The sequence below is a fragment of the Bradyrhizobium guangdongense genome (assembly GCF_004114975.1).
GTDB lineage: Bacteria > Pseudomonadota > Alphaproteobacteria > Rhizobiales > Xanthobacteraceae > Bradyrhizobium > Bradyrhizobium guangdongense.
The window spans coordinates 218515-241544 of record NZ_CP030051.1 but is presented as its reverse complement, the minus strand read 5'-3'; the positions used below and the strand labels follow the sequence as shown (position 1 = coordinate 241544).

Annotated in this window: 21 protein-coding genes; 10 read left to right on the top strand and 11 right to left on the bottom strand. The window is 63.5% G+C overall.

The window, feature by feature from the left end:
• Nucleotides 1-91 precede the first annotated feature (91 nt).
• Together X265_RS01135 and X265_RS01130 are read right to left on the bottom strand one after the other, a co-directional pair.
• Nucleotides 92-535 carry a cyclic nucleotide-binding domain-containing protein gene (locus X265_RS01135; RefSeq protein WP_128963248.1) on the bottom strand — a complete coding sequence of 148 codons (444 nt, stop codon included), beginning with the start codon at nucleotides 533-535 and terminating at the stop codon, nucleotides 92-94.
• A gap of 60 nt (nucleotides 536-595) precedes the next feature.
• Nucleotides 596-1282, bottom strand: a complete 687-nt coding sequence (locus tag X265_RS01130; protein WP_007598630.1) for a response regulator transcription factor — start codon at nucleotides 1280-1282, stop codon at nucleotides 596-598.
• Nucleotides 1283-1485: 203 nt separating this feature from the next.
• Between X265_RS01130 and X265_RS01125 the strand changes: the two genes are divergently transcribed.
• Nucleotides 1486-2055, top strand: a complete 570-nt coding sequence (locus X265_RS01125; protein ID WP_164938362.1) for a L,D-transpeptidase family protein — start codon at nucleotides 1486-1488, stop codon at nucleotides 2053-2055.
• A 6-nt stretch (nucleotides 2056-2061) separates the two neighbouring features.
• Nucleotides 2062-2847: a 2-keto-4-pentenoate hydratase gene (locus tag X265_RS01120; protein WP_128963246.1), complete on the top strand. Its 786-nt coding sequence runs from the start codon at nucleotides 2062-2064 to the stop codon at nucleotides 2845-2847.
• Nucleotides 2848-2990: 143 nt separating this feature from the next.
• Here the strand turns inward: X265_RS01120 and X265_RS01115 are convergent, their stop codons facing one another.
• Nucleotides 2991-3680, bottom strand: a complete 690-nt coding sequence (locus X265_RS01115; protein WP_128963245.1) for a YggS family pyridoxal phosphate-dependent enzyme — start codon at nucleotides 3678-3680, stop codon at nucleotides 2991-2993.
• A gap of 108 nt (nucleotides 3681-3788) precedes the next feature.
• Here X265_RS01115 and X265_RS01110 point away from each other — a divergent pair, with 108 nt between their 5' ends.
• Nucleotides 3789-5486, top strand: a complete 1698-nt coding sequence (locus X265_RS01110) for a diguanylate cyclase domain-containing protein (protein WP_128963244.1) — start codon at nucleotides 3789-3791, stop codon at nucleotides 5484-5486.
• A 35-nt stretch (nucleotides 5487-5521) separates the two neighbouring features.
• Here the strand turns inward: X265_RS01110 and X265_RS01105 are convergent, their stop codons facing one another.
• Complete coding sequence (locus X265_RS01105; RefSeq protein WP_128969093.1) at nucleotides 5522-6499, bottom strand: GGDEF domain-containing protein; 978 nt, start codon at nucleotides 6497-6499, stop codon at nucleotides 5522-5524.
• Between the two features lie 265 nt (nucleotides 6500-6764).
• Between X265_RS01105 and leuS the strand changes: the two genes are divergently transcribed.
• The 3 genes from leuS (at nucleotide 6765) to holA (ending at nucleotide 11017) form a co-directional block, all read left to right on the top strand.
• Entirely contained in the window at nucleotides 6765-9389 is a 2625-nt protein-coding gene (gene leuS, locus X265_RS01100; protein WP_128963243.1) for a leucine--tRNA ligase, read from the top strand.
• On the top strand, nucleotides 9376-9927 hold the full coding sequence (gene lptE, locus X265_RS01095; RefSeq protein ID WP_128963242.1) for an LPS assembly lipoprotein LptE: 552 nt from the start codon (nucleotides 9376-9378) through the stop codon (nucleotides 9925-9927). The genes leuS and lptE overlap by 14 nt, the downstream gene beginning before the upstream one ends.
• A gap of 61 nt (nucleotides 9928-9988) precedes the next feature.
• Nucleotides 9989-11017 carry a DNA polymerase III subunit delta gene (gene holA / locus X265_RS01090; protein WP_128963241.1) on the top strand — a complete coding sequence of 343 codons (1029 nt, stop codon included), beginning with the start codon at nucleotides 9989-9991 and terminating at the stop codon, nucleotides 11015-11017.
• A gap of 137 nt (nucleotides 11018-11154) precedes the next feature.
• Here the strand turns inward: holA and X265_RS01085 are convergent, their stop codons facing one another.
• The 7 genes from X265_RS01085 to hemJ form a co-directional block, all read right to left on the bottom strand.
• Nucleotides 11155-12042, bottom strand: coding sequence for a ParB/RepB/Spo0J family partition protein (locus tag X265_RS01085; protein ID WP_164938361.1), 888 nt, complete (start codon nucleotides 12040-12042; stop codon nucleotides 11155-11157).
• 141 nt (nucleotides 12043-12183) lie between these two features.
• Nucleotides 12184-13050 carry a ParA family protein gene (locus tag X265_RS01080; protein WP_128963239.1) on the bottom strand — a complete coding sequence of 289 codons (867 nt, stop codon included), beginning with the start codon at nucleotides 13048-13050 and terminating at the stop codon, nucleotides 12184-12186.
• A 25-nt stretch (nucleotides 13051-13075) separates the two neighbouring features.
• Nucleotides 13076-13849 (bottom strand): 16S rRNA (guanine(527)-N(7))-methyltransferase RsmG, encoded by a 774-nt coding sequence (rsmG, locus tag X265_RS01075; protein WP_128963238.1) that lies wholly within the window; start codon nucleotides 13847-13849, stop codon nucleotides 13076-13078.
• Between the two features lie 8 nt (nucleotides 13850-13857).
• Nucleotides 13858-15738, bottom strand: coding sequence for a tRNA uridine-5-carboxymethylaminomethyl(34) synthesis enzyme MnmG (gene mnmG, locus X265_RS01070; protein ID WP_128963237.1), 1881 nt, complete (start codon nucleotides 15736-15738; stop codon nucleotides 13858-13860).
• Nucleotides 15739-16118: 380 nt separating this feature from the next.
• On the bottom strand, nucleotides 16119-17465 hold the full coding sequence (gene mnmE, locus X265_RS01065; protein ID WP_128963236.1) for a tRNA uridine-5-carboxymethylaminomethyl(34) synthesis GTPase MnmE: 1347 nt from the start codon (nucleotides 17463-17465) through the stop codon (nucleotides 16119-16121).
• 312 nt (nucleotides 17466-17777) lie between these two features.
• A complete protein-coding gene (gene rho / locus X265_RS01060) occupies nucleotides 17778-19043 on the bottom strand; it encodes a transcription termination factor Rho (protein WP_092289654.1) in 1266 nt (421 codons plus the stop codon).
• A 254-nt stretch (nucleotides 19044-19297) separates the two neighbouring features.
• Nucleotides 19298-19732: a protoporphyrinogen oxidase HemJ gene (gene hemJ, locus X265_RS01055; RefSeq protein WP_128963235.1), complete on the bottom strand. Its 435-nt coding sequence runs from the start codon at nucleotides 19730-19732 to the stop codon at nucleotides 19298-19300.
• 459 nt (nucleotides 19733-20191) lie between these two features.
• Between hemJ and X265_RS01045 the strand changes: the two genes are divergently transcribed.
• Genes X265_RS01045 through dnaQ form a run of 4 tightly spaced genes read left to right on the top strand, consistent with a single transcriptional unit; the run spans nucleotide 20192 to nucleotide 23030 of the window.
• Nucleotides 20192-21031, top strand: a complete 840-nt coding sequence (locus X265_RS01045) for a pyruvate, water dikinase regulatory protein (RefSeq protein WP_128963233.1) — start codon at nucleotides 20192-20194, stop codon at nucleotides 21029-21031.
• Between the two features lie 9 nt (nucleotides 21032-21040).
• Nucleotides 21041-21649: a Maf family nucleotide pyrophosphatase gene (locus X265_RS01040; RefSeq protein ID WP_128963232.1), complete on the top strand. Its 609-nt coding sequence runs from the start codon at nucleotides 21041-21043 to the stop codon at nucleotides 21647-21649.
• 23 nt (nucleotides 21650-21672) lie between these two features.
• A complete protein-coding gene (gene coaE / locus X265_RS01035) occupies nucleotides 21673-22272 on the top strand; it encodes a dephospho-CoA kinase (protein WP_128963231.1) in 600 nt (199 codons plus the stop codon).
• A gap of 41 nt (nucleotides 22273-22313) precedes the next feature.
• Nucleotides 22314-23030, top strand: coding sequence for a DNA polymerase III subunit epsilon (dnaQ, locus tag X265_RS01030; RefSeq protein ID WP_128963230.1), 717 nt, complete (start codon nucleotides 22314-22316; stop codon nucleotides 23028-23030).

The following is a 23030-nucleotide window of genomic DNA, read 5'->3' as shown; positions in this document are numbered from 1 at the left end:
GCGAGCCCGGAATCCATCAGGCGGCAAAGTTGGTGCATGAATGGATTCCGGGTTCGCGACTTCGTCGCGCCCCGGAATGACGGGTGGGAGGTTACGTGCTCAGCTTCGAACCGGCCATCAGGATATCGCTGGCGATCTGGCTGGAGCGGATGGCGAATTCGTCGCGCAGGCGGACCGCCGCGGCAGGATCGCTTTCGAGCACGCGCTGAAACAGGCTGCGCGCGACGCGGATGACGGAGGAATGCTCCAGCGCGACCGCGCTCGACGGCCGCTTCATCGGCACGACCAGCGCAAGCTCGCCGATCAACGTGCCGGGGCCGGCGATCATCTCGGCGCCCGCGCCGTCATCGACACGGAAGGCGCCGCGCTGGACCACGAAGCCGGCGTCGGCATCGTCGCCGAGATTGAACAGGATATCGCCGCGGACGAAGTCGCGCTGCTCGGAGCCGATCGCCAGCATGCGCAACGAGGCGTCTCCCAACAGGCGCAGTGTCGGGACACGCTCGAGCAGCGCTACGTCATCGTCGATTGACATTCCGGTCCGAGGTTCGTGGAACGCGCTAATTTACGACGAATCGCGCGCATCCGGAACGTATCACGGCACCAGCTTGTAGCCACCGGCTTCCGTTACCAGGATCTCCGGGTTGGCGGCGTCCTTCTCGATCTTCTGGCGGAGGCGGTAGATGTGGGTTTCCAGCGTGTGGGTGGTGACGCCGGAATTGTAGCCCCAGACCTCCTGGAGCAGGGTCTCGCGCGACACCGGCATCTGGCCGGCCCGGTAGAGGAAGCGCAGGATCGCCGTTTCCTTCTCGGTGAGGCGGACCTTGCGGGCATTGGCCGCGGTCAGCATCTTGGAGCCGGGACGGAAGGAGTAGGGGCCGACCGAGAACACCGCGTCCTCGCTGGCCTCGTGCTGGCGAAGCTGGGCGCGGATGCGGGCCAGCAGCACGGCAAAGCGGAACGGCTTTGCCACATAGTCGTTGGCCCCGGATTCCAGGCCTAAAATCGTGTCGGAATCGGTGTCGTGCCCGGTCAGCATGATGATCGGCGCCTTGAAGCCGCCCTTGCGCAAGGAGCGGACCACCTCGCGGCCGTCGGTGTCGGGAAGGCCGACGTCCATCAGGACCAGATCGGGGGCGTTGGCCTTTGCGGCGCTCGCGCCCTTGGCGCCGGTATCGACGGCGGAGGCTTCAAATTCTTCGTGTAGCGATAATTGCTCCACCAACGTATCGCGCAGATCGGTATCGTCATCCACGATCAGGATCTTGCGGGCATTGGCCATGGGGGATCATCCTTTTGGGGTCGGACGGGCGCGCGGGCATGCCGCACCCAGCCGTGATGGGAAGTTTAGGGGTCGCTGTTTTTTGTTGTTGTTCGTGTTGAAGTAGTGGGCTGTTACCGATTCACAAGCCGGAATTACTCTAACCCAGAATAGCAGGGCGCATTGATGAATGTCCTGTAATGAATTCGGCATCGCGCGTTCACATGAAAAATAAAGCTGTGTCAGTGAGTTATACCAGGAATCGAGGGCCGGGACCGCTGTCCGCGATCCGCGTTAAGCCTGCCGCAGGGAATCCGCGCCGGGGCTGGCTGACGGTCGGCCATTTGACGATCCCGGTGGCGCTCGGCCGCGGCGGCATTCTGGCCAACAAGCGCGAGGGCGACGGCGGTACCCCGAGAGGCTGTTTTCGTCCCAGGCGATTGTGGTGGCGGGGCGACCGGCACAGCCGGCCCCGGACCTTTCTGCCGGCGCGGACCATTGGCGACACGGATGCCTGGTGCGAAGACCCCGGCGATCGCCACTACAACCAGTGGATCCGGCGCGGGAAGGGCGAGGGCGGCGATCGGCTCAAACGGGCCGATCATCTCTATGACTTCATCATCGAAATCGACCACAACGCCAGGCCGCGCGTCGCCGGCCGCGGCAGCGCCGTCTTCCTACATCTGGCGCGCGACAATTTCGGCCCGACCGCGGGCTGCGTCTCCATGACCAAGGCGGCGATGCTGCAATTGCTGCGGCAGATAGGACCAAGAACAAGAATCATCATCGGGTGAGGACAGATGCTCGACAAGGATCAGATCAACGCCGCTTCGCAGGTCCTCGTTCGACATTGGCGCGACGGCACCAAGCTCGATGCGCTGGAGACGCGGCTGCGGCCGCAGAGCCGCGCGGATGGTTACGCCGTGCAGGGCGTGCTCGAACACCAGTCGTTCGGAAAACTGTTCGGCTGGAAGATCGCGGCGACCAGCGAGGCCGGCCAGAAGCACATCAACGTCACGGGACCGCTGGCCGGGCGCATCATGAGCGACAAGGTGATCGCCGACGGCGGTGTCGCGTCGATGAAGGGCAATGCGATGCGGGTCGGCGAGCCCGAATTCTGCTTTCGCATGGCGCGCGATCTGGCGCCGCGACCGACGCCTTTTGGCGTCGACGAGGTACTTGCGGCGGTCGACAGCTTGCATCCGGCCATCGAGATTCCGGATTCGCGCTTCGCCGATTTCACCGGCGCAGGCGAGGCGCAGCTGATCGCCGACAACGCCTGCGCACATTTGTTCGTGCTTGGTGCCGCCACTTCCGCAAGCTGGCGCACGATGGATCTCGTCGAGGAGCGGCCGCAGATCACGCTGCGCGGCGAGCGCTATGTCGGTCACGGCAAGAACGTGCTCGGCGATCCCCTGATGGCGCTGGCCTGGCTTGCCCATGAGCTGCGCGGGCTCGGCATCACCTTGCGGGCAGGGCAGGTGGTGACGACGGGCACCTGTCATCCGCCGCTGCCGATCCAGGCCGGCGATCATTTTGCGGCAGATTTTGGCGCGCTGGGGAAGGTGTCGGTGAGGTTTGAATAGGCGGTCTCACACTCCGCCGTCATTGCGAGGAGCTCTTGCGACGAAGCAATCCAGGCTGCCTCCACGGAAAGATTCTGGATTGCTTCGCTTCGCTCGCAATGACGAACTCTAGCCGATGCCGTGCGAGCGTCCGCCGCCGGCACTCACCGATGCCCGAAGATCGCGCTTCCGACGCGCACATGGGTGGCGCCCAACAGAATCGCGGTCGCATAATCCGCGCTCATGCCCATCGAGAGGTTGATCAATCCGTTGCGCGCCGCGATCTTGGCGGTCAGTGCGAAATGCGCAGCCGGCGGCTCGTCCACCGGGGGAATACACATCAGGCCTGATATCGTCAGGCCATAGGTGTCGCGGCAGCTTGCCAGAAAGGCGTCGGCCTCGCCGGGCGCGACGCCGGCCTTCTGCGGCTCCTCACCGGTGTTGATCTGAACAAAGAGCTGCGGATGCTTGTTCTGGGATTCGATTTCCTTGGCTAACGCCTGGCAAATGCTCGGACGATCGACCGAGTGGATGGCATCGAACAGCGCGACCGCCTCTTTCGCCTTGTTGGATTGCAGCGGTCCGATCAGATGCAGCGCGATGTCAGGGTAATCGACTGTTAACGCCGGCCACTTGCCTTTGGCCTCCTGCACCCGATTCTCGCCGAATACGCGCTGTCCGGCGCTGATAACCGGGAGAATTGCATCCGCAGCGAAAGTCTTTGACACCGCGATCAGCGTCACCGAGGCGCGATCGCGCCGCGCATCCTTGCAGGCGCGTGCAATCTCGGCCTCGACCGCGGCAAGCGCGTTTGGTGAATGACCGGTTACCGGCGCGGCGTTATTGTCTGTCATGATGTCGATCGAACTATGCGAGTACCGGAGGTAGTTCCAATTTTACCAAGTTCAAGAAAGAGTTTTTGAACCCTTCGCTTTACCTTGCCCGCGGGGTGGGTAGCGAAAATGGTCAGCGTCAGTTTCAACCGCAAACGCGCAAAACTCAAGCAGGTCCTCGGCATCAGGGCCCGGCTTGCGTTGCTCGCGGTGATTCTGGTCGCGCCCTTGATGCTCGAGCGCATCCGCTCGCTTGAAGACACCCGCACCAAGCAGATCGCGCAGGCCACGGCCGAATTCACCACCGTCGCAAGACACAGCGCCGATGCGCAGCGCGAGGTGATCTCGTCGGTCGAAACCATCCTGAAATCGGAAGCTTTCATCCGCGCCTCCGCCGGCGGCGTCAGCAAGAGCTGTGACGTCCTGCGCGCGAGCCTGCCGACGAACCTTCCCTGGATTCGCACGCTCCTGATCGCCGGCCAGGACGGTCGCATCCAGTGCGCCACCAACAACATGTATGTCGGCCTCGATCTTTCCGATCGGCCTTATTTCCAGCAGGCGCAGGAGACCGGCCGCTTCGTGCTGTCCGACTTCATCCTGTCGCGGCCGGTGCAATCGCCGACCGTGATGGCGGTCTATCCAGTTTCGGCGTTCAGCGGCGTCGCTGACGCCGTCGTGCTGGCAACGGTCAATCTCGACTGGATGTCGAAGGTGATGAACAATCTGGGCGGCCGCGCCGGCATCACCGCGGTGCTGGTCGACAGCGCCGGCACCGTGCTGGCCGCGCCGGCCGACCAGCACAACGCGGTCGGCCGTCCCCTCGACAACATGCCGCTGATGTCGGCCATTGCCGACATGGCGCTGCGCTCGGACCAGGACGAAGGCTCGCTGTCTTTCCTTGCCGCCGACGGGTCACATCGCGCGGTCAGCTTCATCCGCATCGCCGGCACCAATTCCCGCCTGATCGCCAGCATCGACGAAGACAAGGTCTCCGCCGCGGTGAGCCGCGATATCCGCACCGCCTATCTCCAGCTCGCTTTCGTCGTCATGTTCGTGCTGCTCGGCGCCCTGATCGCCGCCGAGAAGCTCGTGATCAAGCCGATCGAAATGCTCGCCGAAATGGCCAAGCGTCTCGGCCAGGGCGATCTGTCGGCCCGCGCCGCGCGCAGCCGGCTGCCGGCCGAATTCGTGCCGCTGGCGCGCGCCTTCAACGCGATGGCGGCTCAGCTCAGCCAGCGCGAGCGCGAGCTGATCGCGACCAACGACCGGCTGACGGTGATGGCGTCGATCGACATGCTTTCGGGGCTTGCCAACCGCCGCGGTTTCCAGAGCCGCCTCGACTTCGAATGGATGCGCGCGCAACAATACGGCAGCGAGCTCGCGCTTCTGATGATCGACGTGGACCATTTCAAGCTGTTCAACGACACCTACGGCCATCTCGAAGGCGATTCGTGCCTGACCCGGCTCGGCGAGTCGCTATCCGGCATCGCTGCGGACACCATGGGCTTTGCGGCCCGCTACGGCGGCGAGGAATTCTGCCTGCTGGTCCCGAATACCGACGTCAACCGCGCCGTCGAGATCGGCGAGCAGGTGCGGGCGGCCGTGCTGAAGCTCTGCCTGCCGCACATCACTTCGGCACACATGGTCGTCACGGTGTCGATCGGCGTTGCGGCGGCGCGACCGAACGAATCCCTGCGCCCGGGCGATCTGATCGAGGCCGCCGACGCGGCGCTCTACGCCGCCAAGCATCGCGGCCGCAACAATGTCGTCGAGCATGGCGTAGAGGCGATCGAGAACGGCACGGCCAAGATTGCGATGGCAGGCTAGAGTCGGACTGCTTGCCCTGATCTCGCTGTGCTCCGCTAACCCGCAGCCTCGGCGCGGTCGAGTTCGTTCTCCGTCACGACGCGATTGCGGCCGCCGCCCTTGGCAAGATAGAGCGCGCGATCACAGCGCTCGATCAAATCGGCGATCGCCTCGCCAGCCCGATACTGCGCCACGCCGATTGAAACTGTGATGTTCGGCAGCACCTCGCCGGTCGAGCGGCGGGTGATGGTGCACTCCGCGATCGCGCGCCGGATCCGCTCGGCGATGTCAGTGCACGCTGCAAGATCGGCATCGGGCAGCACCGCGATCAGCTCCTCGCCGCCGTAGCGAGCCGGCAGATCCTGCGTACGAACCTTTTCGCGCAGCACCTTGGCCATCAGACGCAAGACCTGGTCGCCGACGCCGTGACCGAAATTATCGTTGAAGGTCTTGAAGTGGTCGATATCGAGCAGGAGCACGCTCAGCGGCTCGCCCCAATCGGCGGTCGTCTGTGCTTTGCGGAGAAATTCGTCCAGCGCCCTGCGATTTGCGAGTCCCGTCAGCGTGTCGGTCCGCGCGCGCTCCTCGGATTTGGAGAGCGAATCTCTGATGACGTCGAGCTCGCGGGTCTTCTCGGCAAAGCCCGCTTCGAGCCGCGTCGTCCTGGTAGCGGCCCGCGCCAGCTCGTTCATGAGCTGGGCCACCAGCGCCTTCGGGTCGACGCCCGCCTGGCCCTGGTCGGCAACCTGGCTAATCGCCTGCATCTGGGAGCGGTTGTCGGCGATTGCGGTCGCCAGAAACTCCTTCGCCGCGCCCATCAGGGCATGCAGCCGCTCGGACGTATCGACGACGGCAGCGCTCACATGGGGCGCAATATAAGTCTCGAACAAGTCCTGATTAGTGCGCCTGTCGAAGGGGCGGTTGTGGTCGATCAGCAGATCGATGGCGTTGCGCAGATCGTCATGGCCCCCGGCGTAATACTGGAACCAGATGGCGAAATTGGCCGGCGTCGGCGGAATCCGCTGGTCGGCCATGCTGCGCATCGCCCGCCCGGCGATGGAGGCGGCATAGTCATAGTCGGGATTGTCGAAATCTAGGGCCATTGCCTGACGCGGGGTACACTATTGACGGCCAAACTCGCACCGACCCCTTAACCCGGTCCCAACGCCCTCATCCGTACTTTTGCGGAGCAGCATTGCGGGCCACCACTTCCGGCGGCAACCCATTGACCCCCCGTCGACTTCTATGGCCTAGTCCGGCCTCTTCAGGCCGCCGAAACCACGAAAACCCAACGATTCCATGACCTCCGAACGCTACAACGCCCGCGAAGCCGAACCGCGCTGGCAACGCATCTGGGACGAACAGGCGATCTTCGTCTCGAAGAACGACGATTCGCGGCCGAAATATTATGTGCTGGAGATGTTCCCCTACCCATCCGGGCGCATTCATATCGGCCATGTCCGCAATTACACGCTCGGCGACGTGCTGGCCCGCTTCATGCGCGCCAAGGGATTCAACGTGCTGCATCCGATGGGCTGGGACGCCTTCGGCCTGCCGGCCGAAAACGCCGCCATCGAGCGCAAGGTCGCGCCGAAGGCCTGGACCTACGACAACATCGCCGCGATGAAGAAGCAGCTCCGTTCGATCGGGCTGTCGCTGGACTGGAGCCGCGAATTCGCGACCTGCGACCCCAGCTATTACAAGCATCAGCAGAAGATGTTCTTGGACATGCTCGCCGCGGGCCTCGCCGAGCGTGAAAAGCGCAAGCTGAACTGGGACCCGGTCGACATGACCGTGCTCGCCAACGAGCAGGTGATCGACGGCCGCGGCTGGCGCTCCGGTGCCGTTGTCGAACAACGAGAGATGAGCCAGTGGGTCTTCAAGATCACGAAGTACTCGCAGGAATTGTTGTCCGCGCTGGATAGTCTCGACCGCTGGCCCGACAAGGTCCGGCTGATGCAGCGCAACTGGATCGGCCGCTCCGAGGGCCTCTTGATCCGTTTCGCGCTGGACAAGGCGACCACACCCGCCGGCGAGAGCGAGCTGAAGATCTTCACGACGCGCCCCGACACGCTGTTCGGTGCGAAGTTCATGGCGATCTCGGCCGATCATCCGCTGGCGCAGGCAGCGGCTGCAAAGAACCCGAAGCTTGCCCAATTCATTGCCGACATCAAGAAAATCGGCACGGCGCAGGAGATCATCGACACAGCGGAGAAGCAGGGCTTTGACACCGGCATCCGCGCCGTGCATCCGTTCGATCCCTCCTGGAAGCTGCCGGTCTATGTCGCCAACTTCGTGCTGATGGAATACGGCACCGGCGCGATCTTCGGCTGCCCCGCGCACGACCAGCGCGACCTCGACTTCGTCAATAAATACGGCCTTGGCAACACGCCGGTCGTCTGTCCCGAAGGCCAGGATTCAAAATCATTCGTCATCACCGACACCGCCTATGACGGCGACGGCCGCATGATCAATTCCCGCTTCCTCGACGGCATGACCATCGACCAGGCCAAGGAAGAGGTCGCAAAGCGACTGGAAGGCGAGCTGCGCGGCAATGCGCCGGTCGGCGAGCGTCAGGTCAATTTCCGCCTGCGCGACTGGGGCATTTCGCGCCAGCGCTATTGGGGCTGCCCGATTCCGGTGATCCACTGTCCCAAGTGCGACGTGGTGCCGGTGCCGGACGACCAGTTGCCGGTCGTGCTGCCCGAGGATGTGAGCTTCGACAAGCCGGGCAACGCGCTCGATCATCACCCCACCTGGAAGCACGTCACCTGCCCGAAATGCGGCGGCAAGGCGACCCGCGAAACCGACACCATGGACACGTTCGTGGATTCGTCCTGGTATTTCGCGCGCTTCACCGATCCCTGGAACGAGGCCGCACCGACGACGCCTGCGATCGCCAACCGGATGCTGCCGGTCGACCAGTATATCGGCGGCGTCGAGCACGCGATCCTGCATCTGCTCTACAGCCGCTTCTTCACCCGCGCGATGAAGGCGACCGGTCACATCGCGCTCGACGAGCCGTTCGCCGGCATGTTCACGCAGGGCATGGTGGTGCACGAGACTTATCAGAAGGCCGACGGCACCTGGGTGCAACCGGCCGAGGTGAAGATCGAGGTCGGTGGCAACGGCCGCCGCGCGACGCTGCTTGCGACCGGCGAGGACGTCCAGATCGGCCCGATCGAGAAGATGTCGAAGTCGAAGAAGAACACGGTCGACCCCGACGACATCATCGCGACCTATGGCGCCGACGTCGCCCGCTGGTTCATGCTGTCGGATTCCCCGCCCGACCGCGACGTGATCTGGAGTGACGAGCGCGTCCAGGGCGCCTCGCGCTTCGTGCAGCGTCTGTGGCGGCTGGTGAACGATGCTGCGGACCTTGGCAAGGCTGCCCCCGCGGCCCGGCCGGCCTCGTTCGGGCCGGATGCGACTGGTTTGCGCAAGGCTGCCCACGGCGCGCTCGACAAGGTCACATCAGGGGTCGAACGGCTGCACTTCAATGTCTGCCTGGCCCATATCCGCGAGTTCACGAACACGTTTTCGGAGGTGCTCCAGCGCCCCGGTCAGCCGACGGCCGATCTCGCCTGGGCGATCCGGGAGGCCAGCCAGATCCTGGTCCAGCTGTTCTCCCCGATGATGCCGCATCTGGCCGAAGAGTGCTGGCAGGTTCTGGGGCAGCCCGGGCTGGTTTCTGAGGCCGATTGGCCGCAAATCGAACGCGATTTGCTGGTTGAAGACAGCGTGACGCTGGTGGTCCAGGTCAATGGCAAGAAGCGGGGTGAGGTCACGGTTGCAACAGCGGCCCAAAATCCGGAAATCGAGGCTGCCGCTTTGGCCCTCGATGCTGTAAAACTGGCCCTGGACGGCAAGCCCGTCCGCAAGGTGATCATCGTCCCCAAGAGGATTGTGAATGTTGTCGGCTAGGATCCGCATCGCAGCCCGCCTGCTCGCGGTCGCCGCCTTGGCGGCGACGACGGCTGGCTGCTTCCAGCCGATGTATGCCGAGCATACCGACGGCACCCCGGGTTTGCGTGAAAAGCTGATGGGGGTCGAGCTGCCGCCGATCGCCAAGCCCAACGCCTCGCGCGAGGCCCGGGTCGGGGTCGAGGTCCGCAATGCCCTCGCCTTCAAGCTCTACGGCTCGGCAACGGGCATGCCGCCGACCCACCGGCTGGATATCCGCTTCAACACCAGCAAGACGTCGCTGATCGTCGATCCCAGTACCGGCCTGCCGAACACCGAGAACTACGGCATCGACTGCCAGTACAATCTGATCGAGGTCGCGACCGGCAAGTCGGTTATGACCGGGACTACCTTCTCGCGCGTGTCCTATGACCTGCCCGGCTCCTACCAGCGCTTTGCCCGCAACCGCGCGGTGCGCGACGCGGAGGATCGTGCCGCAAACGAGATCGCCGAGAACATCAACACCCGGCTCGCCGCGTTCTTCACTGCGGGCACCTAGTTCATCCCCGTCATTCCGGGGCATGCGAAGCATAAACCCGGAATGACGCGTATCAGGCAACATGGTCGCGCTGCGCGGAAAAGAGATCGACGCCTTCCTCGCCCGCCCCGACGCGGGCCGGCCGATCATCCTGCTCTATGGTCCTGATGCCGGCTTGGTACGCGAGCGCGCCGACGCATTGGTTGCGTCCGCCGTCGACGATCCCAACGATCCCTTCTCGCTGGTCAAGCTCGACGGCGACGAGCTCTCCGCCGAGCCGTCACGCCTGGTCGACGAAGCCATGACCGTGCCGCTGTTCGGCGGTCGCCGCGCCATTCGCATCCGCGCGGGATCACGGAGCTTTGCTGCCGGTGTCGACACGCTGGCTGAGATGGGCGTGAAGGATTGCCGCATCGTGATCGAGGCCGGCGAGCTGCGCCCGGAATCACCGCTGCGCAAGGCCTGCGAAAAGGCCAAGACCGCGGTGGCGATCGGCTGCTATCCCGACACCGAGCGCGATCTGGCGAAACTGATGGAGGACGAGCTTCGCACCGCGAATCTGCGCATCGCGCAGGACGCCCGCGCCGCGTTGATGTCGTTCCTCGGCGGCGACCGCCAGGCGTCCCGCAACGAGCTGCGTAAGCTGACACTCTACGCCCATGGCAAAGGCGAGATCACGCTGGACGACGTGATGTCCGTGGTCGCGGACGCATCCGAGCTGAAGCTCGATCCGATCGTCGACGGCGCCTTCGCCGGCCGGCCCGAGATCGTCGAGACCGAATTCGCCAAGGCGATGATCGCCGGCACCTATCCCGGCGTGATCATCTCGGCCGCGCAGCGCCACGCCGCGTGGCTGCACAAATCCGCGCTCGCGATTGCCGACGGCACGCCGGCGTCCGCCGTGCTCGACGGCGGATTTCCGCGGCTGCATTTTTCGCGGAAACCGATGGTCGAAACCGCGCTGCGCAATTTCAGCGCGGCAAAGCTCGCCGCGGTCATCGAGCAGCTTGCGACCGCCGCGCTCGACACCCGCAAGCAATCTACGCTCGCCGCCGCCATCGCCCAGCGCACGCTGATGGCGATCGCGGCGAACGCGAGGCGAAGGGGATAAACCCCACGCTCTCTCCACGTCATTGCGAGCGCAGCGAAACAATCCAGAATCTTTCCGCGGAGGGACTCTGGATTGCTTCGCTGCGCTCACAATTGACGAGTGTAGAGAGCTGGCTTTCGCCCGGACGGCACTGAGCTCTACAGCGCGCCCTTCGCCAGCCGCTTCATCACCTCGTCGAGCTGATCGAGGTTGCGGTAGTTGATCTGGACCGAGCCGCCGGGGTCGCGGTGGTTGACGGTGACCTTGAGGCCGAGTGCGTCGCTGACACGCTTCTCCAGGTCGATCGTATCAGGGTCTTTCTCCTTGCCGCCGCTGCTGCGCGCCTTCTGCGGCTTGCGCTCCGGCACGCCCTCTTCATGCGCGAGCGCCTCGGCCTGGCGGACGTTGAGACCTTCCTCGACGATGCGCTTGGCGGCGGCCAGCGGATCGGGCACGCCGATCAGCGCGCGGGCGTGACCGGCGGTCAGATCCCCGGTCGCGATCAAGGCCTGCACTTCGGCCGGCAGCTTGGTCAGCCGCATCATGTTGGCGACATGGCTGCGGCTCTTGCCGACGACCTTTGCGATGTCGTCCTGGCTGCGTTTGAACTCGTTGGCGAGCGCGTGATAGCCCTGCGCCTCCTCCATCGGGTTGAGGTCTTCGCGCTGCACGTTCTCGACGATCGCGAATTCCAGCGCATCGCTGTCGCTGATGTCGACCGGCACGATAGGCACCTCGTGCAGGCCGGCCATCTGCGAGGCGCGCCAGCGCCGTTCGCCGGCGATGATCTCGTAGCGATCCTGTGCGCCCTTCACGGGACGCACCACGATCGGCTGGATCACGCCGTGCTGCTTGATGGACTCGGAGAGCTCCTTGAGCTCGGTATCCGAAAAAGTCCGGCGCGGATTGCGCGGATTGGCCTTGATGAATTCGATCGGCACCTTGCGTTGCGCGCGCGGACGGTCGACGTGCTGGGCCTCGCCGCCGACATCACCGATCAGACTTGCAAGACCCCGGCCCAGTCGCGAACGCGCTTCATCGGCCATCGCCAGCTCCCTTGGATTCACGCTGCAGCACTCCAGAACTGAATTGTCGTAGGTTGGGCAAAGCGAAGCGTGCCCACCAATTGTTCATAAGCGGAAGACGGTGGGCACGACGAAAACGCCTTTGCCCACCCTACCGTAGCGCTAATGCGTGACGCGCAGCTCGCGCTCGCGCTGGATCACTTCGGTGGCGAGACGCAAGTACGCTTCGCTGCCGACGCATTTGAGATCGTAGACCAGCACCGGCTTGCCATAGGACGGCGCTTCCGAAATGCGCACGTTACGCGGGATCATGGTCTTGTAGACTTTCTCGCCCATGAACTGGCGGACGTCGGCAACCACCTGGTTCGAGAGGTTGTTGCGCGAGTCGAACATCGTCAGCACGATGCCGTGGATCGACAGGTTCGGATTGAGCGTCGAGCGCACCTGCTCCACGGTCTGCAGCAATTGCGACAAACCTTCGAGCGCGAAGAACTCGCACTGCAGCGGCACCAGGATCGCGTCCGATGCCGCCATCGCATTCACCGTCAGCAGGTTCAGTGAGGGCGGGCAGTCGATCAACACGTACGTGTAGTCCGACTCGGGCGAGACGTTGTTGTTGAGCGCGCCGATCGCATCGCGCAGCTTGAAGGCGCGGCCGGCCGTGGTCCCGAGCTCGAGCTCGAGGCCGGAGAGATCCATGGTCGAGGGCGCGATGTGCAGCCGCGGCACCGCGGTGGAGACCACCGCTTCCCGCAAGGGCGCTTCACCGATCAGCACGTCATAGGTCGAGCAAGAGCGATTGCGGCGATCGATGCCGAGGCCGGTCGACGCATTGCCCTGCGGATCGAGATCGACGATCAGGACGCGCTCGCCGATCGCGGCGAGCGCCGTGCCGAGGTTGATCGCTGTGGTCGTTTTTCCCACGCCACCCTTCTGATTCGCCAACGCCAGAATGCGCGGGTGAGCGTGCGGGACTTGGTCCGTCTCCTGGACGGTCTGGTCTTGCTGCGGCTCGTCAATCACGGTCATCGAAATTCCTCAACCCCTGAGCGCCTCACCCGCGCCGTTCAACCGAAGCCAGTTCGACGATCCATCCGTCGCCGGTCCGGCTTCGGTGGAGCTGCGGCTGAATATTCCAATATTTAGCGGCTTCGGTCAATTCAGCCTCTACATCTTGACCCTTCGGAAATAACGCCGTTGCGCCTTGGCGCATCAGCGGCTCCGCAAAGCCGATGAGTTGATTTAGCGGAGCCAACGCGCGCGCGGTGACGCAATCGACGGGGCCGGTGATTCTATCCACATTATCCCCGATCTCAGCGAGATGTACGACTCCCGGAGATGTGGTGATGCGAACAGCTTCGCGCAAAAACGCGGCCTTCTTGGCGATTCGCTCGATGAGATGAACGCTCGCGCCCGGCGTACCGGCCATGGCGCAGGCGAGGACGACGCCGGGAAAGCCGCCGCCGCTGCCGAGGTCGGCCCAGCGTTTCGCTGACGGCGCGAGATTCACAAGCTGAAGCGAATCGGCGATGTGACGGGTCCAGAGGTGAGGCAGGGTCGAGGGCGCGACCAGATTGGTCTTGGCCTGCCACTCCCGGAGCAGCGCAATGTAGCGATTGAGCCGCTCCTCCGTTTCATGTGAAACGGGTGCGAGTTTAAGCGCCACGCGCTTGTCGGCGGCGATGATGGAGTCGAGCGCCTGATCGTTGGCGCTGGCCTTGTCGATCTTCGGTTTCCCGGGGGTCGGTTCGGACCGGCGACCGGCGGCCTCGCCGGCTCCTGATCGTCGCGATAGCGGTCTGTCCCCGCCCCGTCCGCGCTGTTTCACGTGAAACCCTATGCGATGGCCTTGGAGGTCTTGCGCGCCTCGCGGCGAAGATAGGCCGCGAGGATGCCGAGCGCCGCCGGCGTCATACCGTCGATCCGGCCGGCCTGACCGACGGTGAATGGCCGTGCCTTCTCGAGTTTGGCCCGCACCTCGTTGGAAAGACCGGGGACGAGGCTGTAGTCGATCTCCGACAGCACCATGCCCTCGTCGCGCCGGAAGGCTTCGACATCGGCGCTCTGGCGCTCCAGATAGACGTCATACTTCGCGTCGATCTCAAGATGGGCGGCGATGCCGGGATCGATAGCGGAGAGCTCCGGCCAGATCGCTCGGACTTGGCTCCAGCCGATATCTGGGTAAGCCATCAGCTCGAAGGCGGACCGGCGCTGGCCGTCCCGGTTCAGGGACAGCCCGTGCTTGATCGCCTCGTTGGGAGTGATGGTCAGAGACTTCGACAGCGTCCGCGCCGCGTTCAGAGCATCCATCTTGGCGCGATGATATCGGGTCCGGGCGCTGCCGACGCAGCCCAGCGCAATGCCCTTCTCGGTCAGGCGCTGATCGGCATTGTCGGCCCGCAAGGTGAGCCGATACTCGGCCCGCGAGGTGAACATCCGATAGGGCTCGCTGATCCCGCGGGTGACGAGGTCGTCGATCATCACGCCGAGGTAGCCGTCGGCGCGGTCGAACACCGCCAGCGCCGCGCCGCTGGCGCAGAGTGCTGCGTTCAGACCCGCCACGATGCCCTGCCCCGCGGCTTCTTCATACCCGGTAGTGCCGTTGATCTGTCCCGCCAGGAAGAGGCCGCGCAAACGCTTGGTCTGCAGGGTCGGATCGAGCTCTCGGGGATCGATGTGGTCGTATTCGATGGCATAGCCCGGACGAACCATCTTCACCCGCTCGAGGCCCGGGATGCTGGCGAGGATCGCGAGTTGGACCTCCTCCGGCAGCGAAGTCGAGATGCCGTTGGGATAAACGGTCGGATCGTCCAGCCCTTCCGGCTCAAGGAAGATCTGATGACCGTCGCGGTCCCCGAAGCGGACGATCTTGTCCTCGATCGAGGGGCAATAGCGCGGTCCGGAGCTCTTGATCTGGCCAGAGTACATCGGAGAGCGATGGACGTTGGCGCGGATCACCTCATGGGTTGCGGAGGTGGTCCGGGTGATGCCGCACTGGATCTGTGGCGTGGTGATCCGCTCGGTCATCACCGAAAACGGCTCGGGCGGCTCGTCTCCCGGCTGCATTTCGACCGCTGTCCAGTCAATCGTGGTGCCGTCGAGACGCGGCGGCGTGCCGGTCTTCAGCCGTCCGAGGGTGAAGCCGACGCGCTCGAAGGAAACTGAGAGACCCATTGCGGGGGCCTCGCCGACCCGGCCGGCGGGCCAATTCTTCTCACCAAGATGGATCAGGCCACGGAGGAAGGTGCCGGTGGTGATGACAACAGCCCCTGCCCGGAGCTCCCGGCCGTCCGCCAGGCGCAGTCCAGTCACCCGGTCATCAACCACGATCAACTCGTCGGCCTCACCTTCAATCACGGAAAGACCCTCAGTCTCCCGGATCGCGGCCTGCATCGCGGCGGCATAGAGCTTGCGATCGGCCTGGGCTCGGGGGCCACGCACCGCGGGACCCTTTCGACGATTGAGAACGCGAAACTGGATGCCGCCGGCGTCACCGACCCGTCCCATCAGGCCATCGAGAGCATCGACTTCGCGGACCAGATGGCCCTTGCCGAGACCGCCGATGGCGGGATTGCAGGACATCGCGCCGACCGTGGAGAAGCGGTGCGTCACCAGAGCCGTCGTTGCCCCCATCCGGGCAGAAGCAGCCGCGGCCTCACAGCCGGCATGACCGCCCCCGATGACGATGACGTCGAAACTTTCTCGCTCTGATCGCATGGGCGGACTTCTAGCTCAGAGGTGGGAAAGCCGGAAGTGGAAACTCGGGAAACCGACGTTTCACGTGAAACCGGCACTTGGCCGCCTCGCAAAACAACCCCATGCACAGTACGAGGCGTGTTGCATAGCTTCTGTTTCACGTGAAACCAGCAGTTCCGCAGGGGTATGCTAGTTCGTTGAACTACTCCGCCGCAACGCCGTCATTGAGCGCAGCGAAGCAATCCAGAATCACTATTGGAGGAAGCTGGATTGCTTCATCGCTGCTGCTCGCGATGAAGGGGGTAGCGTTTCACGTGAAACGCGTTGAAAGGGCGGCAACCATGTTTCACGTGAAACACGAGCAGCGGAACAAGCACTAGTTTACAATATAGAACTAGCTCTTACTTTCCGATGCAGAACTTCTGGAAGATGGCCCCAAGGACGTCCTCGACATCCACCCGACCGAGCAAACGGCCGAGCGCATAAGCGGCGGTGCGCAGCTCTTCGGCGGCGAGTTCTTCGCCCTCTTCTACAAGCTCCAGACTCCGGCGCAAGCTGTCCGCCGCACGGGTCAACAGATCGCGTTGGCGGGCTCGGGTAACCAATGCGCCCTCGCTGGTTCCGAAGAACTCGGCGGCGAATTTCACGAGGGCCTCCACCAGTTCCGGAATGCCATCACCACGGCTCGCCGAGATTCCGAACTCACCCGTTAGTCCGGCTGCCCCGAGGTCGATCTTGTTGCGCACGATCCAGACCGGCCCGTCCGGCCGATCGCCATCTCCGGATTTCCGAAGCGACCGCAGCGCGTCCGGATCGATGGCCTGCCCGCCTTCCACCAGCCACAGGACCAGGTCGGCCTCTTCGGCCCGCGCCCGCGCCCGGCGGACACCTTCCTGCTCGACCGGATCATTGGTCTCGCGAATCCCGGCCGTGTCGATGACAGTGACGGGATAGCCATCGAGATCGAGCTGCACTTCGATCACGTCGCGCGTGGTGCCGGCATACGGTGAGACGATCGCGACCTCGCGGCGGGCAAGCTGATTCATCAGGGTCGACTTGCCGACATTCGGCTCGCCTGTTATCGCGACCACCAAGCCGTCGCGCAGGCGTTCGGAATGTGCCTGTGCCGCAAGGACTTTCGTAATTTCATCATGCAGCGCCTTGATCGCCCTGACTGCCGGCGCCCTCAATTCTGTGGGCACGTCGCCTTCATCGGAAAAATCGATACCGGCCTCGATCAGCGCCGACGCCTCGATGATGCGCTCGCGCCAGTCGCGCGCGTGATCGCCGAGCAAACCCTGCAACTGCCGCAGCGCCTGGCGACGCTGGCGGTCGGTGTCGGCATGGATGAGATCGTCGAGCCCCTCGGCTTCCGTGAGATCGAGCTTGCCGTTCTCGAAAGCCCGCCGGGTGAACTCGCCCGGCTCCGCCGCGCGCGTATTCGGAATAACGGAAATCGCGGCGAGGAGCGCGGCCAGCACCGCGCGGCCGCCATGCACGTGAAATTCGGCGACGTCCTCGCCGGTCGCACTGCCCGGCGCCGGAAACCAGAGCACGACCGAATCGTCGATCGGCTGGCCCGTGGCGTCATGCAGCAGCCCGCGGCTGGCTTGCCGCGGGGCCGGCAACTCACCTGCGAGCGTCGCCAGCACGTGTCCCGCTTGCGAGCCCGACACACGCACCATCGCGATCGCGCTCGGCGGACGCCCGGACGACAATGCAAAGATGGTCTGATCTCGCGGGTGCATGGCCTATTTGTCCGGCTGGTGAGGAAAAGGCAAACAGCCCGTTTGAGGCCGAAGCCCACTTTTGCTGCGCTTCGAACCGCAGCAAAGGGAATATTGCACCGCAATATAAAGCGCCGCGTTTGCTGCGAAATTCCCGTTCATCAGTCGAGGCCAACGCTTGCGGGTGGAGGTATTATACAGATTTATCAACGGGATCGGAGAGAACTAGACGGTGCGGTCAGACCATCGACTATGCTGCACGACCGCTGCAGCATAGCCGCACAAACGAAAAGAGCGCCCGAAGGCGCCCTTTAATCCAATGCTGCACCGCACTCAGGTGTTCATGGAGTCGAAGAACTCCGCGTTGCTCTTGGTCGAGCGGAGCTTGTCGAGCAGGAAGTCGATCGCATCCATGGTGCCCATCGGGTTCAGGATGCGGCGGAGCACATACATCTTCTTGAGCACCTGCGGGTCGGTGATGAGCTCCTCCTTGCGGGTGCCGGAGCGCGAAATGTCGATCGCGGGGAAGGTGCGCTTGTCCGAGACCTTGCGGTCCAAGATAAGCTCCGAGTTACCGGTGCCCTTGAACTCTTCGAAAATGACTTCGTCCATGCGGCTGCCGGTATCGACCAGCGCGGTCGCGATGATGGTCAGCGAGCCGCCCTCCTCGATGTTGCGGGCGGCGCCGAAGAAGCGCTTCGGCCGCTGCAGCGCGTTGGCGTCGACACCGCCGGTCAGCACCTTGCCCGATGACGGCACCACGGTGTTGTAGGCACGCCCGAGGCGCGTGATCGAATCGAGCAGAATTACGACGTCGCGGCCGTGCTCGACGAGACGCTTGGCCTTTTCGATCACCATCTCGGCGACCTGGACGTGACGCACAGCCGGCTCGTCGAAGGTCGACGACACCACTTCGCCCTTCACCGAGCGCTGCATGTCCGTGACTTCTTCCGGACGCTCGTCGATCAAGAGCACGATCAGATAGCAGTCGGGATGGTTGGCCGTGATCGAATGCGCGATGTTCTGCATCAGCACGGTCTTGCCGGTGCGCGGCGGCGCCACGATCAATGCGCGCTGGCCCTTGCCGATCGGCGCGACGATGTCGATCACGCGTGCAGACAGGTCTTTCCGCGTCGGATCGTCGATTTCCATGCGGAAACGCTGATTCGGAAACAGCGGCGTGAGGTTGTCGAAATTGACCTTGTGCTTGGCCTTTTCCGGGTCCTCGAAATTAAGCGTGTTGACCTTCAGCAGCGCGAAATAGCGTTCGCCCTCCTTCGGACTGCGAATGTGGCCTTCGATGGTGTCGCCGGTGCGCAGACCGAAACGGCGGATCTGCGAGGGCGAGACGTAGATGTCATCCGGGCCCGGCAGATAATTGGCATCGGGCGAGCGGAGGAAGCCGAAGCCGTCGGAAAGCACCTCGACGACGCCCTGGCCGACAATGTCGGTTTCGGCCAGCGCGAGCTGCTTGAGGATGGCGAACAGCAGCTCCTGCTTGCGCATGGTGCTGGCGTTCTCGACCCCATTTTCCTCCGCAAACGAGACGAGCTCGGCGGGCGTTTTGGACTTGAGGTCTTCGAGTTTGATTTCCCGCATTGGGGTGGTCCTGTGGGGTAACCTTGGAAGGGGGGTGCGAGGTGGCTCTGAAATGCGGACGCGAGCAGGTGCAGGTAAGGTCCGCAGGTCTGGCAAGGTGAGTGCCGGTGGGGCTTCAAACCTGATGCGGTGTCCGGCCTCTGGAAAGCTCAGACACAACCACATCCGCCTGCGTTGGGTGGGATATCGCTAATATAGAAAATCGCTTCCCACTCCGCAAGCCGAAGCGCTGAGCGATCGTTCACGATTGCTGCCTAGAACGGCTTCACGATCACCATGATGACGATGATGATCATCAGGACGGTCGGCACCTCGTTGATAATCCGGAAGAATTTCTGATTGTGGGGGCGGCGGTCGGCGGCGAAATCCTTCAGCCAGCGGGAAAAAAAGCCGTGGACCGCGGACATCGCAAGCACCATTGCCAGTTTGACGTGCAGCCAGCCGAAGGTGAACCAATGGCCGGCCCAGGCGAGATAAAGCCCAGCAAGCCAGGTGACGATCATGGCGGGGTTGATGATCGCCTTGAGCAGGCGGCGTTCCATCACCTTGAAGGTTTCGGACTGTTTCGAGCCGATCTCGGCCTCGCAATGATAGACGAACAGCCGCGGCAGATAGAGCATGCCGGCCATCCAGGAGATGACCGCGATCACGTGCAGCGCCTTGATCCAGAGATAGACGTCTTCAAACATGTCCGGCGTCCGACTTTGCGTCCAGCCATCAGGCGGGCTGGGGATAGTAAGAACTCGTTAAGGTCTCACCTGCACACATATCCGTCCGTAGCGCCTTCCTCAAATCTAGAATCTTAGATTCTTAAAGGTTTGAGTCTGAGTGACCGTGGATTGGACTCACGCAACGCCATCCGCGCGTGCGCACGCGCTTGTTCACATCCGTCAACATGTTCCGGGCAGACCAGGCCCGTTCAGATAAGCCGCCGGGCTTCAAAGGCTTGCGCCTTTTTGTCGGCAGCTTATCAAGGGGGTTGTCCGCGCAATCCCGCTTCTCTCGTGACACGGTGCCGGACTTGTTCTGACGGGCAGCGATGTGAAGAAAATCGGCACTTATCCCGCCCGTGGTGTCGCGCATCCCTTTCCGAGGGGTTAAGCTCCACAGAAATCCACAAACCACACAACGACATTCAAAGAGTTTTTGTGCCGACCTCGAGCAATTATTTCCATCTGCACCTCGTCTCCGACTCCACCGGCGAGACCCTGATCACGGTCGCGCGCGCCGTCGCCGCGCAATACGCCAACGTCACGCCGGTCGAGCATGTCTATCCGCTGGTACGCAGCCAGAAGCAGCTCGACCGCGTGCTCGACGAGATCGAGGAAGCACCCGGCATCGTGCTGTTCACGCTGCTGGAGAAGGACCTGGTTTCGAGGCTCGAGGACAAGTGCAAGACGATCAATGTTCCGAGCCTCTCGATCATCGGCCCGGTCATGCAATTGTTCGAAGCCTATCTTGGCGCTGCGACCACGGGCCGCGTCGGTGCGCAGCACGTGCTCAACGCCGAATATTTCAAGCGTATCGACGCGCTGAACTACACGATGATCCATGACGACGGGCAGCATGTCGAAGGCCTCGAGGATGCCGACGTCGTCCTGGTCGGCGTGTCCCGCACCTCGAAGACGCCGACGTCGATCTATCTCGCCAATCGCGGCATCCGGACCGCCAACGTCCCACTGGTTCCAGGCATTCCCGTGCCGGCCCAGTTGGAGACGCTGACCCGGCCACTGGTGGTGAGCCTGCATGCGACCCCGGAACGCCTGATCCAGATCCGTCAGAATCGCCTGCTCTCGATGGGCGCCGAATCCGGCAGCGACACCTATACCGACAAGCAGTCGGTGACCGAGGAGGTGGCGTTTGCGCGCAAGCTCAGCGCCAAGCACGATTGGCCGCTGCTGGACGTCACGCGACGCTCGATTGAGGAAACCGCGGCGGCGATCATGAAGCTCTACAGCGATCGTCAGCGCAACCGTCCTTCCGAATAAGTGGCGACGATGGGTCTGTGGCGCGGCAAATCTCCGTTGATCCTGGCCTCGCAGAGCAGCGCGCGAAAAATGCTGCTGCGGAATGCGGGGCTGGAATTCGAGGCTGTCACCGCCGATATCGACGAGCGCGGCATTCAGGCCGCGTCCGGACTTTCGAATCCGCGCGAGATAGGTCTGCTGCTGGCGCGCGAGAAAGCGAAGGCGGTCTCCGCCAATCGTCCCGGAAGCTATGTGATCGGCGCCGACCAGACGCTGGCCCTTGGCGATCGCCTGTTCAACAAGCCCGCCGGCCGCGCCGTGGCGTTGGCACAGTTGCGCGATCTTGCCGGTCGGACTCACGAGCTGAATTCCGCCGTCGCGCTGGCGCATGACGGCAAGATTGTTTTTGAGGATGTATCGATCGCCCGCATGACGATGCGGCAAATGTCGGAAGCCGAGCTGTCCGCCTATCTCGACGCCGTCGGCGATGCCGTCACCACCAGCGTCGGCGCCTATCAGCTCGAAGGCCTCGGCATTCATCTGTTCGAGCGCATCGAGGGCGATCATTTCACCATCCTCGGCCTGCCGCTGTTGCCGTTGCTTGCGTTCCTGCGGCGTGAACGGTTAGTTGCGGTGTGACTGACAGGGATGATTTTGCGCCGATGCGGATCCTCGGACTGACCGGCTCGATCGGGATGGGCAAATCCACCACCGCGAAATTGTTCGCGGAGGCCGGCGTGCCCGTCTATGACGCCGATGCGGCCGTTCATCAGCTCTATGAAGGCGAGGCCGCGCCCGCGATCGAGGCCGCCTTTCCCGGCACCACCGCACACGGCAGGGTCGACCGGCAGAAATTGTCGGCGCGCGTGGTGCACGACCCGGCCGCGATCAAGCAGCTCGAGCAGATCGTCCATCCGATGCTCGGCGCTTCCAGGCAGAAATTCTTTGCCGATGCGGAAGCGGCCAAGGCACCGGTCGTGGTCCTCGACATTCCCCTGCTGTTCGAAACAGGCGGCGAGAAGCGCGTCGATGCCGTCGTCGTGGTCTCGACCTCGCCGGAATTGCAGCGCGAGCGTGTGCTGGCACGGGGAACCATGGACGAGGCCAAGTTGGAGGCCATCATCGCCAAGCAGATGCCCGACGCCGAAAAACGCAAGCGCGCCGATTTCGTGGTGGATACGTCCCACGGACTTGAGCCGGTGCGTGCGCAAATCACGCACATCCTGGCCGAGGTCGTTAAGATGCCGCAGCGGCGGGCCTGATTCGCCGACCTCTACGGCTTCCTGCACGGCATCTCAAAATCATGCGTGAAATCGTTCTCGATACCGAAACCACCGGCCTCGATCCGCTTCGCGGCGATCGGCTGGTCGAGATCGGCTGTGTCGAGATCCTCAACCGCATGCCGACGGGGCAGACCTATCACGTCTATATCAACCCCGAGCGGGACATGCCGGCGGAAGCGTTCGCGGTGCACGGGTTGTCCGCCGAGTTCCTCTCGACCAAGCCGCTGTTCCACGAAGTGGTCGACGAATTCCTGGCGTTCATCGGCGATGCGCCGCTGGTGATCCACAACGCCTCGTTCGACATCAGCTTCATCAATGCCGAGCTCGACCGGATCAAGCGCCCTCCGATCCCGCGCGAGCGGCTCGTCGACACGCTGCTGCTGGCACGGCGCAAGCATCCCGGGGTGTCGAACCGGCTCGACGATCTCTGTTCACGCTATTCGATCGACAATTCACACCGCACCAAGCACGGCGCGCTGCTCGATTCCGAACTGCTTGCGGAAGTCTATGTCGATCTGGTCGGGGCGCGGCAGTCGCAGCTGCTGCTGGCGTCGGAAGCCCAGGAGATTCGCGTCAATGCGGGTGGCGATGCGCCGCGGCGGCAGCGGCAGGTGCCGCTTGCGCCGCGGGTATCCGACGCCGAGCGCGAGGCCCATCGGGCTTTCATCGCGACCATGGGCGACAAGGCAATCTGGAACGAGTATCTGCCCGCTCCAGCCGCCTCGCCAGCCGAGTAG

Coding starts and splice junctions, on each gene's coding strand:
- X265_RS01135 (WP_128963248.1), bottom strand. CDS start 535: ATGTCAATCGACGATGACGTAGCGCTGCTCGAGCGTGTCCCGACACTG.
- X265_RS01130 (WP_007598630.1), bottom strand. CDS start 1,282: ATGGCCAATGCCCGCAAGATCCTGATCGTGGATGACGATACCGATCTG.
- X265_RS01125 (WP_164938362.1), top strand. CDS start 1,486: ATGAAAAATAAAGCTGTGTCAGTGAGTTATACCAGGAATCGAGGGCCG.
- X265_RS01120 (WP_128963246.1), top strand. CDS start 2,062: ATGCTCGACAAGGATCAGATCAACGCCGCTTCGCAGGTCCTCGTTCGA.
- X265_RS01115 (WP_128963245.1), bottom strand. CDS start 3,680: ATGACAGACAATAACGCCGCGCCGGTAACCGGTCATTCACCAAACGCG.
- X265_RS01110 (WP_128963244.1), top strand. CDS start 3,789: ATGGTCAGCGTCAGTTTCAACCGCAAACGCGCAAAACTCAAGCAGGTC.
- X265_RS01105 (WP_128969093.1), bottom strand. CDS start 6,499: ATGGCCGACCAGCGGATTCCGCCGACGCCGGCCAATTTCGCCATCTGG.
- leuS (WP_128963243.1), top strand. CDS start 6,765: ATGACCTCCGAACGCTACAACGCCCGCGAAGCCGAACCGCGCTGGCAA.
- lptE (WP_128963242.1), top strand. CDS start 9,376: ATGTTGTCGGCTAGGATCCGCATCGCAGCCCGCCTGCTCGCGGTCGCC.
- holA (WP_128963241.1), top strand. CDS start 9,989: ATGGTCGCGCTGCGCGGAAAAGAGATCGACGCCTTCCTCGCCCGCCCC.
- X265_RS01085 (WP_164938361.1), bottom strand. CDS start 12,042: ATGGCCGATGAAGCGCGTTCGCGACTGGGCCGGGGTCTTGCAAGTCTG.
- X265_RS01080 (WP_128963239.1), bottom strand. CDS start 13,050: ATGACCGTGATTGACGAGCCGCAGCAAGACCAGACCGTCCAGGAGACG.
- mnmG (WP_128963237.1), bottom strand. CDS start 15,738: ATGCGATCAGAGCGAGAAAGTTTCGACGTCATCGTCATCGGGGGCGGT.
- mnmE (WP_128963236.1), bottom strand. CDS start 17,465: ATGCACCCGCGAGATCAGACCATCTTTGCATTGTCGTCCGGGCGTCCG.
- rho (WP_092289654.1), bottom strand. CDS start 19,043: ATGCGGGAAATCAAACTCGAAGACCTCAAGTCCAAAACGCCCGCCGAG.
- hemJ (WP_128963235.1), bottom strand. CDS start 19,732: ATGTTTGAAGACGTCTATCTCTGGATCAAGGCGCTGCACGTGATCGCG.
- X265_RS01040 (WP_128963232.1), top strand. CDS start 21,041: ATGGGTCTGTGGCGCGGCAAATCTCCGTTGATCCTGGCCTCGCAGAGC.
- coaE (WP_128963231.1), top strand. CDS start 21,673: ATGCGGATCCTCGGACTGACCGGCTCGATCGGGATGGGCAAATCCACC.
- dnaQ (WP_128963230.1), top strand. CDS start 22,314: ATGCGTGAAATCGTTCTCGATACCGAAACCACCGGCCTCGATCCGCTT.